Source organism: Shewanella sp. AC91-MNA-CIBAN-0169, from assembly GCF_040310165.1.
Classification (GTDB): domain Bacteria; phylum Pseudomonadota; class Gammaproteobacteria; order Enterobacterales; family Shewanellaceae; genus Shewanella.
On record NZ_JBEOPM010000001.1, the window covers coordinates 256,267 to 272,240 of the forward strand.

Sequence of the window (15,974 nt, forward strand, 5' to 3'; positions counted from 1 at the left end):
TGTCTATTAATGACCCCTTAATGTCCATTCTTCCCTCTTTGTTATATTTCTGGTTGGCGTACAGTAAACCTTTAATCACCAAGGAATGCGTATGTTGTCTATGTTTACTGCCAAACCGGTTAGCCTAACCATTAATGATGAAATAGTGATAGCGCAAACTAGCGTTAAACACTCTATTTTAACCGCCGCGTTGGCTGCCAACATTGCCTTTCCGCATCATTGCCGAGTAGGCAGTTGCGGTGCTTGTCGATGCAAGTTGATTGCTGGCGAAGTGAAACAATTAACCGACAGCGCATATGTTTTATCGGCTGAAGCCATCGCTCAAGGAATGATTTTGGCCTGTCAGAGTCTGGCTAAAACTGATGTGAATATTCACGTTAATTTACGCCAGCGTCCTTTAGTTGACGAACCGCAAGCATAAGGACGTGGCCATGTTTAAATACCTTAAATTTATGTCGTTTCATCTTATGGCGGTGATCGCTATTATCAGCATCACTTTGGGTGGAACCTATATCAGCATTGGCTTTACTATTTGGGTTACGGTGTATTTGGGTGGTGACATCGTGTTTGGTGATGATACCGCGACGCCACAATATCGCTATCCGGCATTGCTTACGTGGCAATTATGGTTGGCACTGCCATTGACTGTGATATTAGTGTTTGTGTGTTGCTGGCAATTTGCCAGCCAAGATATTGGCCAATATGGCGCATGGGTCACTCGTTTTACGGGGTATGACGCCCTGTTAGCAAGGCAAAACACCAGCATGATTCAATATGGGGTGATGGTGATTTATTTGGGCTTAGTGGTTGGCGTAATGGCGACGATTACAGGCCATGAGCTAACCCATCGTACTTGGCAGCCGGTGTCATTATTGATTGGACGCTGGTTATTGGCATTTAGCTTTGATGCTAACTTTGCCATTGAACATGTATATGGCCACCATAAATACGTTAGTACCTTGAACGATCCTGCTACCGCTCCGCGTGGTCGTGGTGTTTATGCACATATTATTATTTCGACCATTAAGGGCAATATTAGTGCGTGGCATATTGAGCAACAAAGGCTGGTGCGTAAACAGTTAGCTGTGTGGAGTTGGCACAATAAAGCGTTACGAGGTTACGCTATGAGTGTCGCTATTATGGTGTGGGTATTTTGGCTTGCTGGTTGGCAGGGGTTAAGCTTTTTTGTATTAATGGCGTTATGGGCTAAAGCGACTTTAGAGATAGTCAATTACATGGAGCATTATGGTTTGGTTCGCGAACTTAACTCGCCAGTAAAACCTCATCATTCTTGGAATACCAATAAGCGGGTAAGCTCGTGGGCAATGTTTAACTTAACCCGACATTCACATCATCACGCTCAAGGGCAGTTACCTTACCATCAGTTATCGCCTTATCCCGATGCACCGCAAATGATTGGCGGTTACCTTAGTACCTTTGTATTGACCCTCATTCCGCCTTTATGGCATCGACTTATGCTGCCCAAATTACAACATTGGGATGCACATTTTGCCACGCCAGCTGAATATAATATGGCCCAGCAGGCAAATCAACAAAGTGGCATTGCAACTTATCAAGCGTGTTGTTAACCCTTTGATTGTTTGATTGTTTGATTGTTTGATTGTTTGATTGTTTAGTAGCTAATAGATATTAGCTACTCATATTAATGCGGTTACGGCCTGTTGATTTGGCGCGGTAAAGTGCTGTGTCTGCGGCGCAAACCAGTGCGGTTGGCGTGCGGTATTGACCACTGCGTTCACAGGCAATGCCCTGGCTGACACTGATTTTGGTTTGTGCAGGTAACCCTATATCGGTAAAGCTTAACTGGTTAATACGACGTTGAATATTTTTGGCAATGTATTCTGCAGTTAACGGATTACTGTTGGGCAAAATGACCACAAACTCTTCACCACCATAACGGGCAGCCATCGCATTGTTAGACGGGAGCACCTCTGCCAGTACTTGGGCAATTTTTTGCAAACATTTATCACCGTTAACATGACCATACTGGTCATTAAACATTTTAAAATAATCGACATCGATGATGATTAAACACAGCGGTTGGTCGTGATTAATGCTGTCGTTCCAGTTGGTTTGCAGGGCATCATCAAAAGCATGTCGATTGGCAAGACCGGTTAATTTGTCAGTATGGGCTAAGTGGCGCAGTTTATTGTATTCGGCTTTATGCGAAGTCAGGTTATGCATAATGCCAATAAATAATGGCTCCGAGCCTATTTGTATTGACGGTAAACATGACAATGATAAATCGGCTTCGAGCAACGTGCTGTCGGCGCGGTTAATGATAATTTCTTTAGGCCCATGATTAAACTGAGTTACTTTGTTGCTTTGATCGCTGGCGTTGTTCCACAGGTCAAATAAAGATTGATACTCATCTTTAAAAGGACTTTGTAGATAATCGGTCCAGGTTTGACCAATTAACATTTCGGCTGGGGCACCGAATAATTTAGCGCCTAACGGATTAATCATCTCAATAACGCCAGCGGAGTTAATCACAAATATCGCTTCTGAAATCGCGTTAATCACATTGAGTAAGGTGCGAATTTGTAAGTTATCTACTACAGCCATTTTGCCATTCTGGTTTGCTGAAGTGGCATCAAAAGTGGCATCAAACATCACCGCTGTCGATGACGAGTCGGCTAGGGTTTCAGCTTCAACACGCAGTGGTATTTTTACCGCGTTAGGATATTTAGACAATGAGTCTGTTAATTTAGTCACACGAGAAATCGTGTCATTGAGTTCAGTTAATTTATCATTGGTAAACATGGTGCATTTCCTCAAGCGTTTGGTGTTGGTAACCCCTTGTTGATGACAAACACTCTATTAGGAATGGGAGTTTTTAACCTTTCGGTAATCTTCTGATTTTAACTTATTGATTTTTATTTAATTAAATTATGATTTTTGGTATAAAAAAGATTGATTTTAGTTGCAGCTTAAAATGTCTGCATCAATCTGGCTGCGACTTATAGGGTAAGTCATGGCAATTGTCATAGCCATTCATCGGCAAGTTTTAGAGTTTTTCGCGAATTGGTTAGCGAATGTTTTAGTGAAAATATTAGTAAACAACACAGTGTTATTGGCGATGATTAACAGAGGTTTTTGTCTGGATTTTAGCAGAGGATTGAGGACTAAAAATCTAACCTTGCAATGGGTTAGTGGGTAACACAAGTTGTTTTAGTCTTGGTTAAGCGATTAACTGCTTTGTAGTGTGGTTATCTTGTTCAAGATAAAAAGCTCAGGGTAGCCCTGAGCTTTTTATCTATTTTTTATTTATTATCGCGATTAATAACTTGAGGATCTGGGCTAAGTACTAGCAGGGTATTGGCACTGTTTGACAGCACAAATTGAAAGCTGGTGCTGCCTGGCACTTCATTTAAATCGGTTAATTGTATCAAGTTGCCATCGCTGCTGATGGTGGTGGCATCGATAATACCGTCAAACGTGGTAGTGAAAGCTGCGCCAACAAATTTAAGGCCCTTACCAGTCTTGTCAATCAACTGGTAAGAAATGACTCCGTATTGAGTTACGACCATATTGCCGGATACTGCAGAACCATCAATATTAGTATAGCTAAAGACGGGTTCATTGTTCGCGTTTAGGATTACTGTGACGTTAAACATGGTTGCTTGGCCTTGGACATTAGGCATTTTATTCTCCATACTTTCTTTTTGTTTAGGGTTTAGGGTTAAACTTATAATCTGTGATGGCCGATTGTTGTAGCTGTTGCACTAAGTCATCGTGTTGATCTAGCTCTCCTAGACAATCGAGGGCCTTCGCGTAGGGCATAGTAAATCTCGGTTCTTTATTTTTATCAATAATATCGGCCAATTGATTTTTAGTTTGCTGACATAGGGAGTTAACTTGCTTAGGTTGACCTAGGGATGTCAATAATGAAGCCGTTAACATATTGCTTTGGGCTAAACTCGCGACATAAAGTGAACTTTGGTTAAATTCAGTGATTAATTGCTTAAATGAGGTAATGGCTCGCTGTGCATATACTAAGCTTTCTGACAATAGTCCCTTAGAGGCCAAATAGTTGGCGGCAGCCAATTGATATGTTGCCCAAACCTCTATTTTTTGGGCTGATTTGTTTAAGGTAATATCTTTCTCGAGCATGGTTGCTAATGAGTCAAGACTCTGCCCCATAGTCTGTTCAATCGGCTCAGTACTATAAGCCAACATCTTTAGGTAGGCGTAATATTGCTGGATTTTCCAAACATCATTTTCAGGGTCTTGTTTAAGGGCATTGGTGATGGTCACTAAACTGAGTTGTGCTTTCTCAAAAGCTTGTTGCTGATGGTTTTGGTAGCTTAATAATCTAGCCAGTAACGCATAACTGCTTGATAATCGTTCCAGTAAGTAGGGCTGCTTTTCTAAGGAGTTATTGTTAAATTGTTGCTGAATTTGCTGATGGATTTTAATTGCCGTGCTGATATCACCTTGGTCACTGGCGGCACTGGCAAGCCATGAGCGAGTGTCTGCAATATCGGCTATTAGCTGGTTGTTGGTTTGGTCTTTATCCCACAGTTGTAGTTTAAGTTGTAATGATTGCTCAAATGCCTCACGGGCATCGGTAAAGTTTTGCTGCTTCATGTATATGGAGCCAAGAGAATTTTGCGCATAGGACAACTCCATTAGCGCATCGTTATCGTCTGGCGCGTATTGATACATGGTTTGGCTGTATGTTAAATACTGTTCGAACCAAGGCTGTGCCGCTGTCCAATCATTTTGATCGTATTCAAGCTGGCCGAGCCAAAAAGCATTGGCACCTAAGGTTTTGAGTAAACTGAGGTGTTGAGGTTGCATTTCGAGTAACGGCAGCATGCGCTCACGGGCGGCGATTAAGGCGCTGTGGGCCTCGTCGATATTGCCGCGAGAATAGGCCACTTCGCCCATGGCCTCTAAGGTTTGGCTGTGTTGAAAGCGCGCTTCAAAGCTTAAATAGCTGGCATCGTCGGCAGAAAAGTCGCTGAAATATTCCAATGCCTTGTTACTGATCCCATCGAGCAAGTCCATGCGGCCAATGCCGCGCATTTTGTCGGCGAACTCACCGACCATAAAACCAAGTAAGTTTTCTGCCGCAAGGCGTTTTTGTTGTGCCTGGGTTTCGGCCTCAATGCTGCGAATACTCATGGCGACCGAAATGAGTGTCAGTGCCACAAGGGCTAGCATGACTGCAAGGCGGCGCCAGCGGCCGATGTTGGCTTGTTTGGTTGAGGCTTGAATGAGTGCCAGTTCTTGAGGCTCTAAACTAAACAATTGGTTATCGAGCAATGTGCTTGCTTCTACTAATGGTTTGCCTTCTGCCAGTAAATAAGCATTACTCTTTGACTCGGCCAGCCAGCGGTTAGATTGATGCTGTAAACGGCTTTTAATGGCTAAACTGTCCTTGTGCTCGGTTATCCATTGGGTGGCGCGGGGCCAGCGCCTTAATAGCGCTTCGTGAGCAATACTAAAGCAGGGTTGATCTTGTTGCAGATGCGAAACAAACAAACGGTTATCAACCATGGCTTTGACGAGGTTTATTTCGGCATCACTACTGAGATCGCTCCAGCGGGCGGTGATGCTGGTGATTGATTTTTCATCTTCGGTTAGGGTGACTAACATCGACAGTATTTTAGGCAGTGCGGCGCGTTCGCTGTTGTTTAATTGGTTGAGCACTTCTTCGGCATTTTTACCGATGGCGCCTTCAATCCCCCCAAGCGAATGGTATACCGACACCAATAATTGGTTGTTGTCATCTTTGTGCAAATACAGTGATTGCAAGGTGTATTGCAACATGGGCAGAGCATCGGGGTTTGAGGCGGCTTCACTGCAAAGTATTTCGTCCAACGGCATTGCCGTATCGGGATCGAGTGTCCATGTGAGGTTAGCTGCATTGGCCGGCAAGCGGATCATTTGCATCAGCTCTGATCGGGTTGGCGCCGATAAATCGAAATGTGAGCCATTAGCTTTGCCTGCCATTAGGCTTGGGTGGCTAACAACCTGAGGGTAAAAGTCATTGCGGCAAGCACTAATTATTAATACTGCCCCTGAAACCGCAAGGGTTTCGAGGATATCTAATACATTGTTGCGTTCGGATTCGGTAAATAATGGCGACGCTAATAAGATTTCTAAACGGTCGATAAACAATGAAAAATGGGGCCGACTGTATTTTGGGGCATTGTCATCATTGATTGATGAGTATTTGGCTAAAGCTAGCTGACAATATTCAATAACGGCGTTGATGTCGTTTTGCAGTTTGTTTGCCAGCATATCGGCACTACAGTCGGTAAACACCGCTTGGTCTTTGATTTCCCAGTCGAGCATCGCACTGGCGATATCGATAATTAAGCGTCCTTTAGTGACATCGGCTAAATCTAGGTTAGCATTATCGATTACGCCAACCCCGTTAAAGCCATTTTTGGACATTAAATTAGGCATGATGCCGGCATTAATTAACGATGATTTACCTGTACCGCTGGGGCCGAGGATTAAGCAAAAGGCACGGCCAAATTCAACTTGTTTTGTGATGCGATTTAATAAAGTGTCAACTTGCTCACTTCGGCCAAAAAATACATTGGAGTCGTTGGTGTCAAATGCGCGTAAACCTGGAAACGGCGAGGCGCCTTGCCATTGTTGGGTAGTGACTTTGGCATGATGACCAATAGGGAATTCAACACTGGCGATGGTGCGATAACCGCGTTTGCGGATGGTTTCTATGTACTGCGGATTAGATGCTTGATCGCCTAATGCTTTACGCAGCTGGGTAATGACTTTATGCAGCGGATTATCGCCAATGGCGATGCTGTTCCAGCAGTGGTTAATAATATCGTCTGCTGCTAGCACTTCCCCTTGGTGTTGGCACAGTAAACGCAACACATCCATGGCTTTGGGTTCAAGACTGCGAATAACATCGCCAGACTGAATGCTATTGCTGTGTGGATTAATTTGCCAATCGCCAAAAAAGAAAGTGCTGTCGTTCATCTGTAATTAATTTCCGATTGGTTAATCGCGTTAAGTTATAAGCAATAAAGATTACGTCACGATGACTCTTATTGAGAGTCATCTTTAGGCGTACTACTTCTGCTTGTTTGATTGTATCGTGCGACTACGTCAATTGTATTTTTTTGCAATATTTTACAATAGATTTACTTTTTTCTCGACAACGATATCGCGTACGGCATTTGGTTAATGTCGTTGTTCTAGCTGCTTTATTTGTTCTACTATCGCTTGATTCTCCGGTGTTTTTATACCGTATTTTTTCCCAATGCTGACCACCGCGCCATTGATGTAATCGACTTCTGTTTTTCGTTTCGCTTGAATGTCTTCCCACATTGATGATCGTGCTTTGGGATCGATGTCGAGCATCTGTTTAGCGACCAGATTAAACAACCCATTTGGCAACGATAAAATGGTGGGTAACCAGGAGGGTTTAACCTTGGTGTATTGATGCAATGTAATGTTTGCCGCTTCGCATACTGCTAGCCATTCTTTCATTGCTTTGGCTAAAACTCGGCGATTTTTGTAGTCACTTAATTGCTGTTTAATCGGTAAATCGGTGACCGCATTTAATGCATTATTGAGATTTAATAATAATTTACCGTAAATCATTGGGGTAAAGTCTGCTTCAATGTCGCAACCAAATCCGTGGTTAACCAGTGCGGATTGAATTGCGATGGTATGAGGGTTTTCTTGTAAGGTAAACACACCCTCTGTGCCTTTATGAAATACGCCATTGGGCAGTTGCAGCACATTAAATGGCGTGATCCCTTGGAGTAAGCGGTAATGATCGAGCGAGTCTTTAATGCTGTCAAAACTGCCTAAGCCATTTTGCATAAATATAATGCTGCTGTTGTCGTGAGTAATCGCCATTAATTGATTGGCAATACTGCTAACTTGATGACATTTTAAGGTGACAAATACTACATCAAATTTGCCATTGATTGATGATTCTTGGTCGATATCGGTGATCAACGCTTGCGGCATAATCGTTTGTTTTAAGCCGTTATAATCGGTCAAGGTAATGCCGTTATTGGCAATGATTTTTTGCTTAATTGCTGGGCGACAAATTAAGCTGACTTGTAACCCCGAAATACATAACTGACCCGCTAAATAACAGCCTGTTGAACCCGCGCCAAAAATTGCAATATTCATTTTTTATTCATTCACTGTTTGTTAATGACGAAACGATTTTTCTAATACAATATTTTACTCTCTTGTAACATAACAGCATTTTTGGCAGTGTAGAAACTTAACCTCTTTCTCGTTATCAACAGTGAGCGTCTATGAATAATAATACTATTACCACCATCGCCTTAGCGGTGTTCGGATTAACGATGGCATCGACGGTGGTTGAGGCTGCCGATATTAACGTTATTTATGCTGGCACATTATTAACTACGCCAGGCGAGTCACCTTTAACTCAGCAAACTGTGGTGATAAAAGATGGGGTAATCACTTCTATCACTTCAGGTTATCAGTCTGCACCGGTGGTGGACGAGCATGACAATGTTGAGATGATTGATTTAAAAAATAGCTTTGTTATGCCTGGCATGATGGATATGCATGTTCATTTACAAGGCGAGTTAGGGCCGAATAATGATAGCGAAGCTTTGCGAATGTCGGATGCTGACGTGGCAATGCGCAGTGCTTATTTTGCTAAAAAGACCTTATTAGCAGGCTTTACTACGGTGCGAGACTTAGGCGCGAAACCGGAACAGATTTATGCCTTACGCGACGGCATTAATAAAGGCTGGATTGATGGCCCGAGAATTATTGCATCTGGTGGCGTGTCGGTTACCGGAGGCCATGGTGATGTTGACGGTATGAGTCCTGATTTACTTGATAAGTTTACCTCTAAAACCATTTGTGACGGACCTTATGATTGCCGCCGCGCGACTCGTCGGGCGATAAAGTTTGGCGCTGATGTGATTAAAATCACCTCTACCGGAGGAGTGTTATCGGACACTAATACGGGTACTGGCCAGCAAATGGATGATGATGAGCTTAAAGAGGTGATTGATACTGCGCATGCCTTAGGTCGTAAAGTGGCCAGCCATGCCCATGCTGCTCAAGGTATTAATGCAGCGTTGCGCGCCGGTGTCGACAGTATTGAACATGGCAGTTACGCCGATAAAGAAAGTATTAAATTAATGAAAAAAAGTGGCGCGTTTTTAGTGCCAACATTGTTGGCGGGCGACACGGTAGTGAAAATGGCCAATACCGCAGGGGCTGACTTTATGTCTCCTGCCATAAAAGCCAAGGCAATACGTGTTGGTGGCGACATGATGCAAAACTTTAGTGCGGCTTATAAAGCTGGGGTTAATATTGCTTATGGCACCGACAGTGGGGTGTCACATCATGGTGATAATGCTAAAGAAGCTGTATTGATGAGCAAAGCGGGTATGAGTAATGAGGATATTATAATCAGTGCGACGATTAATTCGGCAAAACTGATTGATATGTCAGATAAACTTGGCACTTTGGAGGTTGGCAAATATGCCGACATCATCGCAACGCATAAAAGTCCTCTTGAGCAAATTGAAGCGTTATTAGATGTGTCATTTGTGATGAAGAGCGGAGTTATTTATAAGCGTTAATGTTATTTATTATTGTAGGTCAATAGTATCGACAATAACTAACCTTAACGCTTGTTTTGTTTTGAGTTGAGGTTAGTTAGCAAAACAGTAGACAGTTTAATCACCGTTTATTAGCGGAAGCGAAGGTTAACTTGACTTGAGCCCCAATATTGTCGATTTCAACACGATAATCAGAATCTATATTGCGATATTTCAATAATATGCAACGCATTTCGGCGTTGAATCCAGGCATTCATTATTTGATTGTCACAATAGATCTTTTTATACTTGACCCTGTTTACTATACGGTATGGTTAACCGTAAGTAATAAGAGTATATTGTTGGATCTGCGTCATTAACATCATCAATGACGTATATGGATATAGATGGTAGCTAAGGAATGCTCATGTCGCTTGAAATCGTTGGATTATTGATTTTCATCTTATTGTTAATCATTGCTTTTTTGCTGTTTTTTAACCTAAACCGATACCGTCAGCAGCAAGCAAAAAAGATGATATTAGATACCTATGAGCTTATCCTTGATCAAGTTGATGCTTATATTTATTTAAAAGACACTCAATGCAAATATGTTTATGCGAATCAACTAACGCTTGACTACTTTGGTGTGACGCTTGAAAAGCTAAAGGGCACTTCCGATAGCGATTACTTTCCCGCGAATGTTGTAGATATTTTGCACGTGAATGACACTAAAGTGCTTAACTCGCAAAGTAAACTCTCTGACGATATTATTGTTGATACCCCAGCCTCGCTCATTGTATATCACGAAGTTAAACAACCCTTATATAACCATAAAGGCACATTAATTGGCCTCATCGGTATTTCTACCGATATTACCGCTGCTTATCATTTACGTTCAAAACTAGAGCGACTTGCTAATACCGATCCGTTAACGGGTTTGTTTAATCGTCGTTCATTTACGTCTTTTTGCGAACATGAGTTTTTTCGTGCTACTCGCTATTTTCAACCATTCTCGTTAATGATCATTGATATTGATTTATTCAAAAATGTGAATGATACCTATGGCCATTTAGTGGGTGATGAAGTGATTAAGCGCGTTGCCAATATATGCAATGAACATATTAGGGAGGCCGATGTATTGGCTCGAATTGGCGGTGAAGAGTTTGCTATTTTATTACCCGATACTGATATTGACTCTGCTTATATCTTGGCTGAACGGTTAAGAGAAGCTCAACAACAGTACGACGAACAAAAAGCTCCTTCGATAACCATTAGTATTGGCGTTGCAACCTTACGTTCTCAGGATAAAGCATTTTTAGAGATATTTAAGCGGGCAGATAAAGCGTTGTACTCATCAAAAAATATCGGTCGCAATAGTGTCAATGTCGCGTAATGGCAAGTGCTTGATAACCATTTCAGTCAGATGGCAAAGTGGGATTTCATCGCGTTTTATTCTCTTCAAACAATGCGGCGGCATCACGTAATCGTTTATAGACCTTAAAAATTGTTAATTTAAGTTGCGCGCAATTAGTTATCGTGATTATCATATAGCTAAGCAAAACAAATTAAACTCAAAATTTTGAGTCATTTTGTGCGTTAGAACTCAATATGACTAGGCAGTTTTAGCCTAAATTGATCCAGCTGTCGTTTTAGATCGGTGATTTCAGACATTTCGATACCGCATTGTTCAAGAATACATAGGTGGATTTGTTCTGCTTGGGGCTGCAGTTGATGACCTTTTTCAGTTAATTGCATGCACAAGGTCCGTTCATCTAAGGGCTCGCGAATGCGCTTTAGCAGGCCATCAGTTTCGAGACGTTTTATGACCGGTGTTAATGCACCCGATTGCTGCCCGAGTTTGCTGGCCAAGGTTTTTAAACTTAGACCATCTTGCTCCCAGAGGACTAACATCACCAAATATTGAGTGTAAGTTAGCCCAATAGAGTCTAGTAACGGTTTGTACAGTTGGGTAATAGCCAATGACGTTGAATAAACAGCAAAACACAACTGATTTTCGAGTAATAGATGTTTGTTTTTATTCATATCAATCGCTTAGCTCGCAAAGTTGTTGACCATATTTGAATTGATCAACTTAAGTAAAAAGATCGTATTATTTGGCCTCGGTTGTTTATTGTACCAGTGTTTAGTTGATATCAGTATTACAGCGGTAATCAACTTTTAGCAACCGAGGTCATATTGTCTTCTCAAGTACCACTTTATGGTGCTTATGTTATTTAAAGGACACAAGATGAACACTCAAAATCGTCGTATAGTACTTGCCAGCCGTCCACAAGGTGAGCCAGTGGCTAATAATTTCCGTTTAGAAACCGTCAACAAACCTGTACCAGCAGAAGGTGAGGTGTTATTGCGCGCGGTGTATTTATCGCTTGATCCTTACATGCGTGGCCGTATGAATGACGCCAAATCATATGCAGATCCAGTAGCAATTGACGATGTGATGGTGGGCGCTGCGGTATCACAAGTGGAAGAGTCTAATCATCCTGATTATAAAGTGGGTGAGTGGGTGTTAGCGTTTGGTGGTTGGCAAGATTATTTAGTCTCTAATGGTGAAGGACTGATGAAATTGGGCGATAACCCAAGCCATCCTTCTTATGCGTTGGGTATTATGGGCATGCCAGGCTTTACTGCGTATATGGGGCTATTAGACATTGGCGCGCCTAAAGCGGGCGAAACCGTTGTGGTTGCCGCAGCTACTGGGCCTGTTGGCGCAACGGTTGGCCAAATTGCTAAGTTGAAAGGCTGTCGAGTTGTTGGTATCGCCGGTGGCGCAGAAAAATGTCGCTACGCAAAAGAAGTATTAGGCTTTGATGAATGTATTGACCATAAAGCGGCTGATTTTGCGCAGCAACTGACAGCCCATTGTGATAACGGCATTGATGTGTATTTTGAAAACGTTGGCGGCAAGGTGTTTGATGCGGTAATGCCATTACTCAACACTGGTGCTCGAGTGCCAGTGTGTGGCTTAATTTCTCAGTACAACGCAACTTCATTACCCGAGGGACCTGATCGTTTGTCATTACTGATGGGCACATTGCTGGTTAAGCGCATTAAGATGCAAGGCTTTATTATTTTTGACGATTATGGCGACCGCTATCCAGAGTTTGCCAAAGATATGGGCCAATGGCTTGGTGAAGGTAAGATTCAATATCGTGAACAAATTGTCGATGGTCTTGAAAATATGACTACAGCCTTTATCGGGCTATTAAAAGGCGAAAACTTCGGCAAGGTTGTCATTAAAGTAAACAATCCTCTGTAATCTAAGTGATTACAACTAAACATACAGTATTTAAGGAATCACTATGAAAGTATTAATGGTATTAACTTCGCACGATAAATTAGGCGACACTGGCGAGAAAACCGGTTTTTGGTTAGAAGAATTAGCGGCTCCATACTACGCATTTACCGATAAAGGTGTTGAGGTAGTGCTAACATCTCCTAAAGGTGGTTTACCGCCATTGGATCCTACAAGTGATAAAGTTGATTTTCAAACTGACTCTACGCGTCGTTTTACAGCCGATACTAAAGCGCAAGCATTACTAGCCAATACACTCACATTGGCATCAATTGACGTAGCAGATTATGACGCGGTATTTTATCCAGGCGGTCATGGTCCATTATGGGATTTAACCAATGACAAAGACTCTATTGCATTAATTGAACAGTGCTACAAAACAGATAAACTTTTAGGTTTAGTATGTCATGCACCGGCTGCACTTAAGTACCCTAAAAAGCCAGACGGAACGCCACTCGTTGCCGGTAAAAATGTCACTGGTTTTACTAATGGTGAAGAAGAAGCTGTACAGTTAACTAACGTTGTACCGTTTTTAGTTGAAGATATGTTGCAGCAAAATGGCGCGACTTATTCTAAGGGTGACGACTGGCATCCATATGCAGTAGTTGACGGTAAACTAGTTACCGGTCAGAACCCTGCATCGTCTGAATTAGTGGCAGAGAAAATGTTAGCTTTACTAAGCTAATCTGCTGTTTAGTTTAGTGGTTACAGTTAACTGTAACTCGAAATAACAGAATACGTAGATTGATAGAAGCAAACCCAGTGAGTTGTTCATTGGGTTTATTTTTTATCACTAACAATACAAGGATGGCTTAATGATTAAACTACATCATTTAAATAAATCACGTTCAAAACGCATTATTTGGTTATTAGAAGAATTGGGAGTGGACTATGAGCTGGTTGCTTATCAGCGTGATACAACCACATTTTTAGCGCCAGAGTCGTTAAAAGCGGTTCATCCATTAGGTAAATCACCAGTATTAGAAGCGAGCGGTTATACCATTGCTGAGTCGGGCGCGATTACCGAGTATTTAATTCATACCTATGGCGCTGATAAACTGATGCCAGCACTCGGCACAGCAGATTATATCGATTACTTACAATGGATGCATTTTGCTGAAAGCTCAGCTGCTTTGCCACTATTGCTGAAAATTTTTGTTAAAATGGATGGCGCAGAAACCCGTTTTATCGGTGGATATGCCGATGCAGAAACGGCAAAAGTCATCAGCTATGTTAACGACCGCTTAGAAGATAAGTCATACCTAGTCGGTAACCGTCTTAGCGGTGCAGATATTATGATGTCGTTTATTGCAGAGCTTGTTGGCCAAAACGGTGAGTTTGACAAGTATCCTAATATTGCTAAGTACTATCAACAACTAATGAGCCATGCATCGTTTAAAAAAGCCATGCAAATAGAAGCTGAACACGATCGATAATGATTAGATTGTATCGGCACTAAAAAGACGAACTGAGTTCGTCTTTTTTCATTTAAGTGTGAGTACTGTTCATTCACATCAGCTTATCCTTTGTGATGTATTTTACGCTGTTCGGCAACTCTTGTGCATTATAAGTGGTGGTGTATTTTGGTTAAAGTTTGTTCGCTATCATACTAAGGTGTTAGTATAGGGGTCGTGTTAGTGTGTAAAAAAAGGCTAGATTATGTCGACTTTATCTGATGAAGAGCTCGCTTATTTTAGCGGTGTATTTTCGCCGGAAGATGACAGTACCGATAATGCTTTATCGAGACATTCATTAAGTGTTGCGACTGAAATACCGCAAGTGCTTGCTCATATTTTGGGGAATGCCAAATTAACCTTATTGGCAGAAATTAGTTATTACCGTTTATGGTTTCCATTAACCTTAAAGCAAGATGAGCTTGGGCAATTTTTGCCTGAGTTGGGTATTCCTGAAGTGATTGATATGCGCGGCGGTGAACGTAGCTGGCGGCTCAATAATGTCAAAAATATAAAAGTCATTGATAACGATACGGCTAAATTTGTTGAGGTACTCTCTTTATCGAGTTCAGGCATGACCATTAAAGTGCCGCAAGAACTTAACGATAAAGTGCCACGCTTAACACAGCTAATTTTACCTAATGGTGTGCACCTCGATATGGTGTTTGAACCGGTACGAACTGAAAATGGGGTAATGGCAGCAAAAATTAGTGCTGAAGGTGAATCCCGTGAAATACTGCGTCAATTTTTGTTTAGCGAACATAAGGCTAAGTATTCGCACCTTTACAAAAATATTAACCGCTAACCATAAAATCTTTGGCTAACATGGTTTTAACGGCATTGATAAATTCATCATCACTTTTTGCCTGAATTAATTGGCACAACTCATCACCTACAGTGGTAAATCGATAATACGTAAATAATAAGTGCTGATGCTTAGGTTTGAGCGACAAAGTGGCATTACACATAGTTAACTGAATATGTTCACTACTGCTTAATAGTCCGGTTTCAAACTCGCTTTTATGTAAAATTCCCGCATCGACTAAGGTAAGAATACTCGAATAAGGTAAGCCGAATTGGGACAGGCCGAAGTTAGTGTGAGTATGCTTACGAAAATATTGTTTCATCCCACCATTAATACGATAACTACTGAGTAATTTAAATCTGGGCTCGGTATTAATTTTAACTGACATGCCTAAGGCTTTTTCAAATATCAGTGCTTCTCGAAACGTCAGTTGCAGTAATACCGCTAAAGTTCTAAGGCTAAAGTTACCTGGATTAACGACTTCACTGGCTAAAATTCTGGCCCACAAATCCTGCATTTTACGGTTATGAATTTGTTCAGCCATTTGAAAAAATTGATAGCGCCAATCTGGATCTAATTCGACTCCTGTTACATCGGATGGGGTGTAATTGAGTGCTAAGGCAAAAATGCTTTCAAGGTTGGTCTGATGCTGGCTGAGTTGCTTGCGTTGACGGTGCTCAGCACGCTCGGCAACGGAGGCTGTTGAAGGGCGATAATCTTCCTCGCTGGCTAAGCCGATAATGCGCCCGAGTAATAAGGTTTTTTTGCGTGCGGACACTTGAGTATTGTCATCTTGTGTTGCCGTCACATCAATATCAGTCATCATTAACTCCCTTTATGCATTA

The 15,974-nt window shown here is 41.9% G+C and carries 14 protein-coding genes; 8 read left to right on the forward strand and 6 right to left on the reverse strand.

The genetic code is table 11. From position 1 onward, the window contains the following. Positions 1-91: 91 nt before the first annotated feature. Together AAEY98_RS01085 and AAEY98_RS01090 are read left to right on the forward strand one after the other, a co-directional pair. The gene (locus AAEY98_RS01085) at positions 92-421 is read left to right on the forward strand and encodes a 2Fe-2S iron-sulfur cluster-binding protein (protein ID WP_351014594.1); all 330 of its coding nucleotides are present in this window, start codon (positions 92-94) and stop codon (positions 419-421) included. 10 nt (positions 422-431) lie between these two features. After that, a complete protein-coding gene (locus AAEY98_RS01090; protein ID WP_351014596.1) occupies positions 432-1,589 on the forward strand; it encodes an alkane 1-monooxygenase in 1,158 nt (385 codons plus the stop codon). A 61-nt stretch (positions 1,590-1,650) separates the two neighbouring features. On the opposite strand, the gene AAEY98_RS01095 is transcribed toward AAEY98_RS01090, so the two are convergent. The 4 genes from AAEY98_RS01095 to AAEY98_RS01110 all read right to left on the reverse strand — a co-directional run bounded on the left by AAEY98_RS01095 (position 1,651) and on the right by AAEY98_RS01110 (position 8,154). After that, entirely contained in the window at positions 1,651-2,784 is a 1,134-nt protein-coding gene (locus tag AAEY98_RS01095; protein ID WP_192115657.1) for a sensor domain-containing diguanylate cyclase, read from the reverse strand. 500 nt (positions 2,785-3,284) lie between these two features. Continuing rightward, the gene (locus AAEY98_RS01100) at positions 3,285-3,665 is read right to left on the reverse strand and encodes a DP-EP family protein (protein WP_182741341.1); all 381 of its coding nucleotides are present in this window, start codon (positions 3,663-3,665) and stop codon (positions 3,285-3,287) included. 25 nt (positions 3,666-3,690) lie between these two features. Next, positions 3,691-6,984 (reverse strand): nSTAND1 domain-containing NTPase, encoded by a 3,294-nt coding sequence (locus AAEY98_RS01105; protein ID WP_351014598.1) that lies wholly within the window; start codon positions 6,982-6,984, stop codon positions 3,691-3,693. Positions 6,985-7,188: 204 nt separating this feature from the next. Further along, positions 7,189-8,154 carry a 2-dehydropantoate 2-reductase gene (locus AAEY98_RS01110; RefSeq protein WP_192115662.1) on the reverse strand — a complete coding sequence of 322 codons (966 nt, stop codon included), beginning with the start codon at positions 8,152-8,154 and terminating at the stop codon, positions 7,189-7,191. A 131-nt stretch (positions 8,155-8,285) separates the two neighbouring features. Here AAEY98_RS01110 and AAEY98_RS01115 point away from each other — a divergent pair, with 131 nt between their 5' ends. Together AAEY98_RS01115 and AAEY98_RS01120 are read left to right on the forward strand one after the other, a co-directional pair. Next, positions 8,286-9,599, forward strand: a complete 1,314-nt coding sequence (locus tag AAEY98_RS01115; RefSeq protein ID WP_101085937.1) for a metal-dependent hydrolase family protein — start codon at positions 8,286-8,288, stop codon at positions 9,597-9,599. 385 nt (positions 9,600-9,984) lie between these two features. Beyond that, positions 9,985-10,950: a sensor domain-containing diguanylate cyclase gene (locus AAEY98_RS01120; protein ID WP_182744683.1), complete on the forward strand. Its 966-nt coding sequence runs from the start codon at positions 9,985-9,987 to the stop codon at positions 10,948-10,950. A gap of 203 nt (positions 10,951-11,153) precedes the next feature. Here the strand turns inward: AAEY98_RS01120 and AAEY98_RS01125 are convergent, their stop codons facing one another. Continuing rightward, a complete protein-coding gene (locus AAEY98_RS01125) occupies positions 11,154-11,600 on the reverse strand; it encodes a MarR family winged helix-turn-helix transcriptional regulator (RefSeq protein ID WP_162022423.1) in 447 nt (148 codons plus the stop codon). A 205-nt stretch (positions 11,601-11,805) separates the two neighbouring features. On the opposite strand from AAEY98_RS01125, the gene curA reads away from it, so the two are divergent. The 4 genes from curA (at position 11,806) to AAEY98_RS01145 (ending at position 15,129) form a co-directional block, all read left to right on the forward strand. Beyond that, complete coding sequence (curA, locus tag AAEY98_RS01130; protein WP_162022424.1) at positions 11,806-12,834, forward strand: NADPH-dependent curcumin/dihydrocurcumin reductase; 1,029 nt, start codon at positions 11,806-11,808, stop codon at positions 12,832-12,834. Between the two features lie 43 nt (positions 12,835-12,877). Continuing rightward, positions 12,878-13,555: a type 1 glutamine amidotransferase domain-containing protein gene (locus tag AAEY98_RS01135; protein WP_194956143.1), complete on the forward strand. Its 678-nt coding sequence runs from the start codon at positions 12,878-12,880 to the stop codon at positions 13,553-13,555. 130 nt (positions 13,556-13,685) lie between these two features. Beyond that, positions 13,686-14,306, forward strand: coding sequence for a glutathione S-transferase family protein (locus tag AAEY98_RS01140; protein ID WP_182744684.1), 621 nt, complete (start codon positions 13,686-13,688; stop codon positions 14,304-14,306). A gap of 223 nt (positions 14,307-14,529) precedes the next feature. Then, positions 14,530-15,129: a hypothetical protein gene (locus AAEY98_RS01145; protein ID WP_101085931.1), complete on the forward strand. Its 600-nt coding sequence runs from the start codon at positions 14,530-14,532 to the stop codon at positions 15,127-15,129. On the opposite strand, the gene AAEY98_RS01150 is transcribed toward AAEY98_RS01145, so the two are convergent. Next, entirely contained in the window at positions 15,119-15,952 is an 834-nt protein-coding gene (locus AAEY98_RS01150) for a TIGR03899 family protein (protein ID WP_101085930.1), read from the reverse strand. The genes AAEY98_RS01145 and AAEY98_RS01150 overlap by 11 nt on opposite strands. Positions 15,953-15,974: the final 22 nt, after the last annotated feature.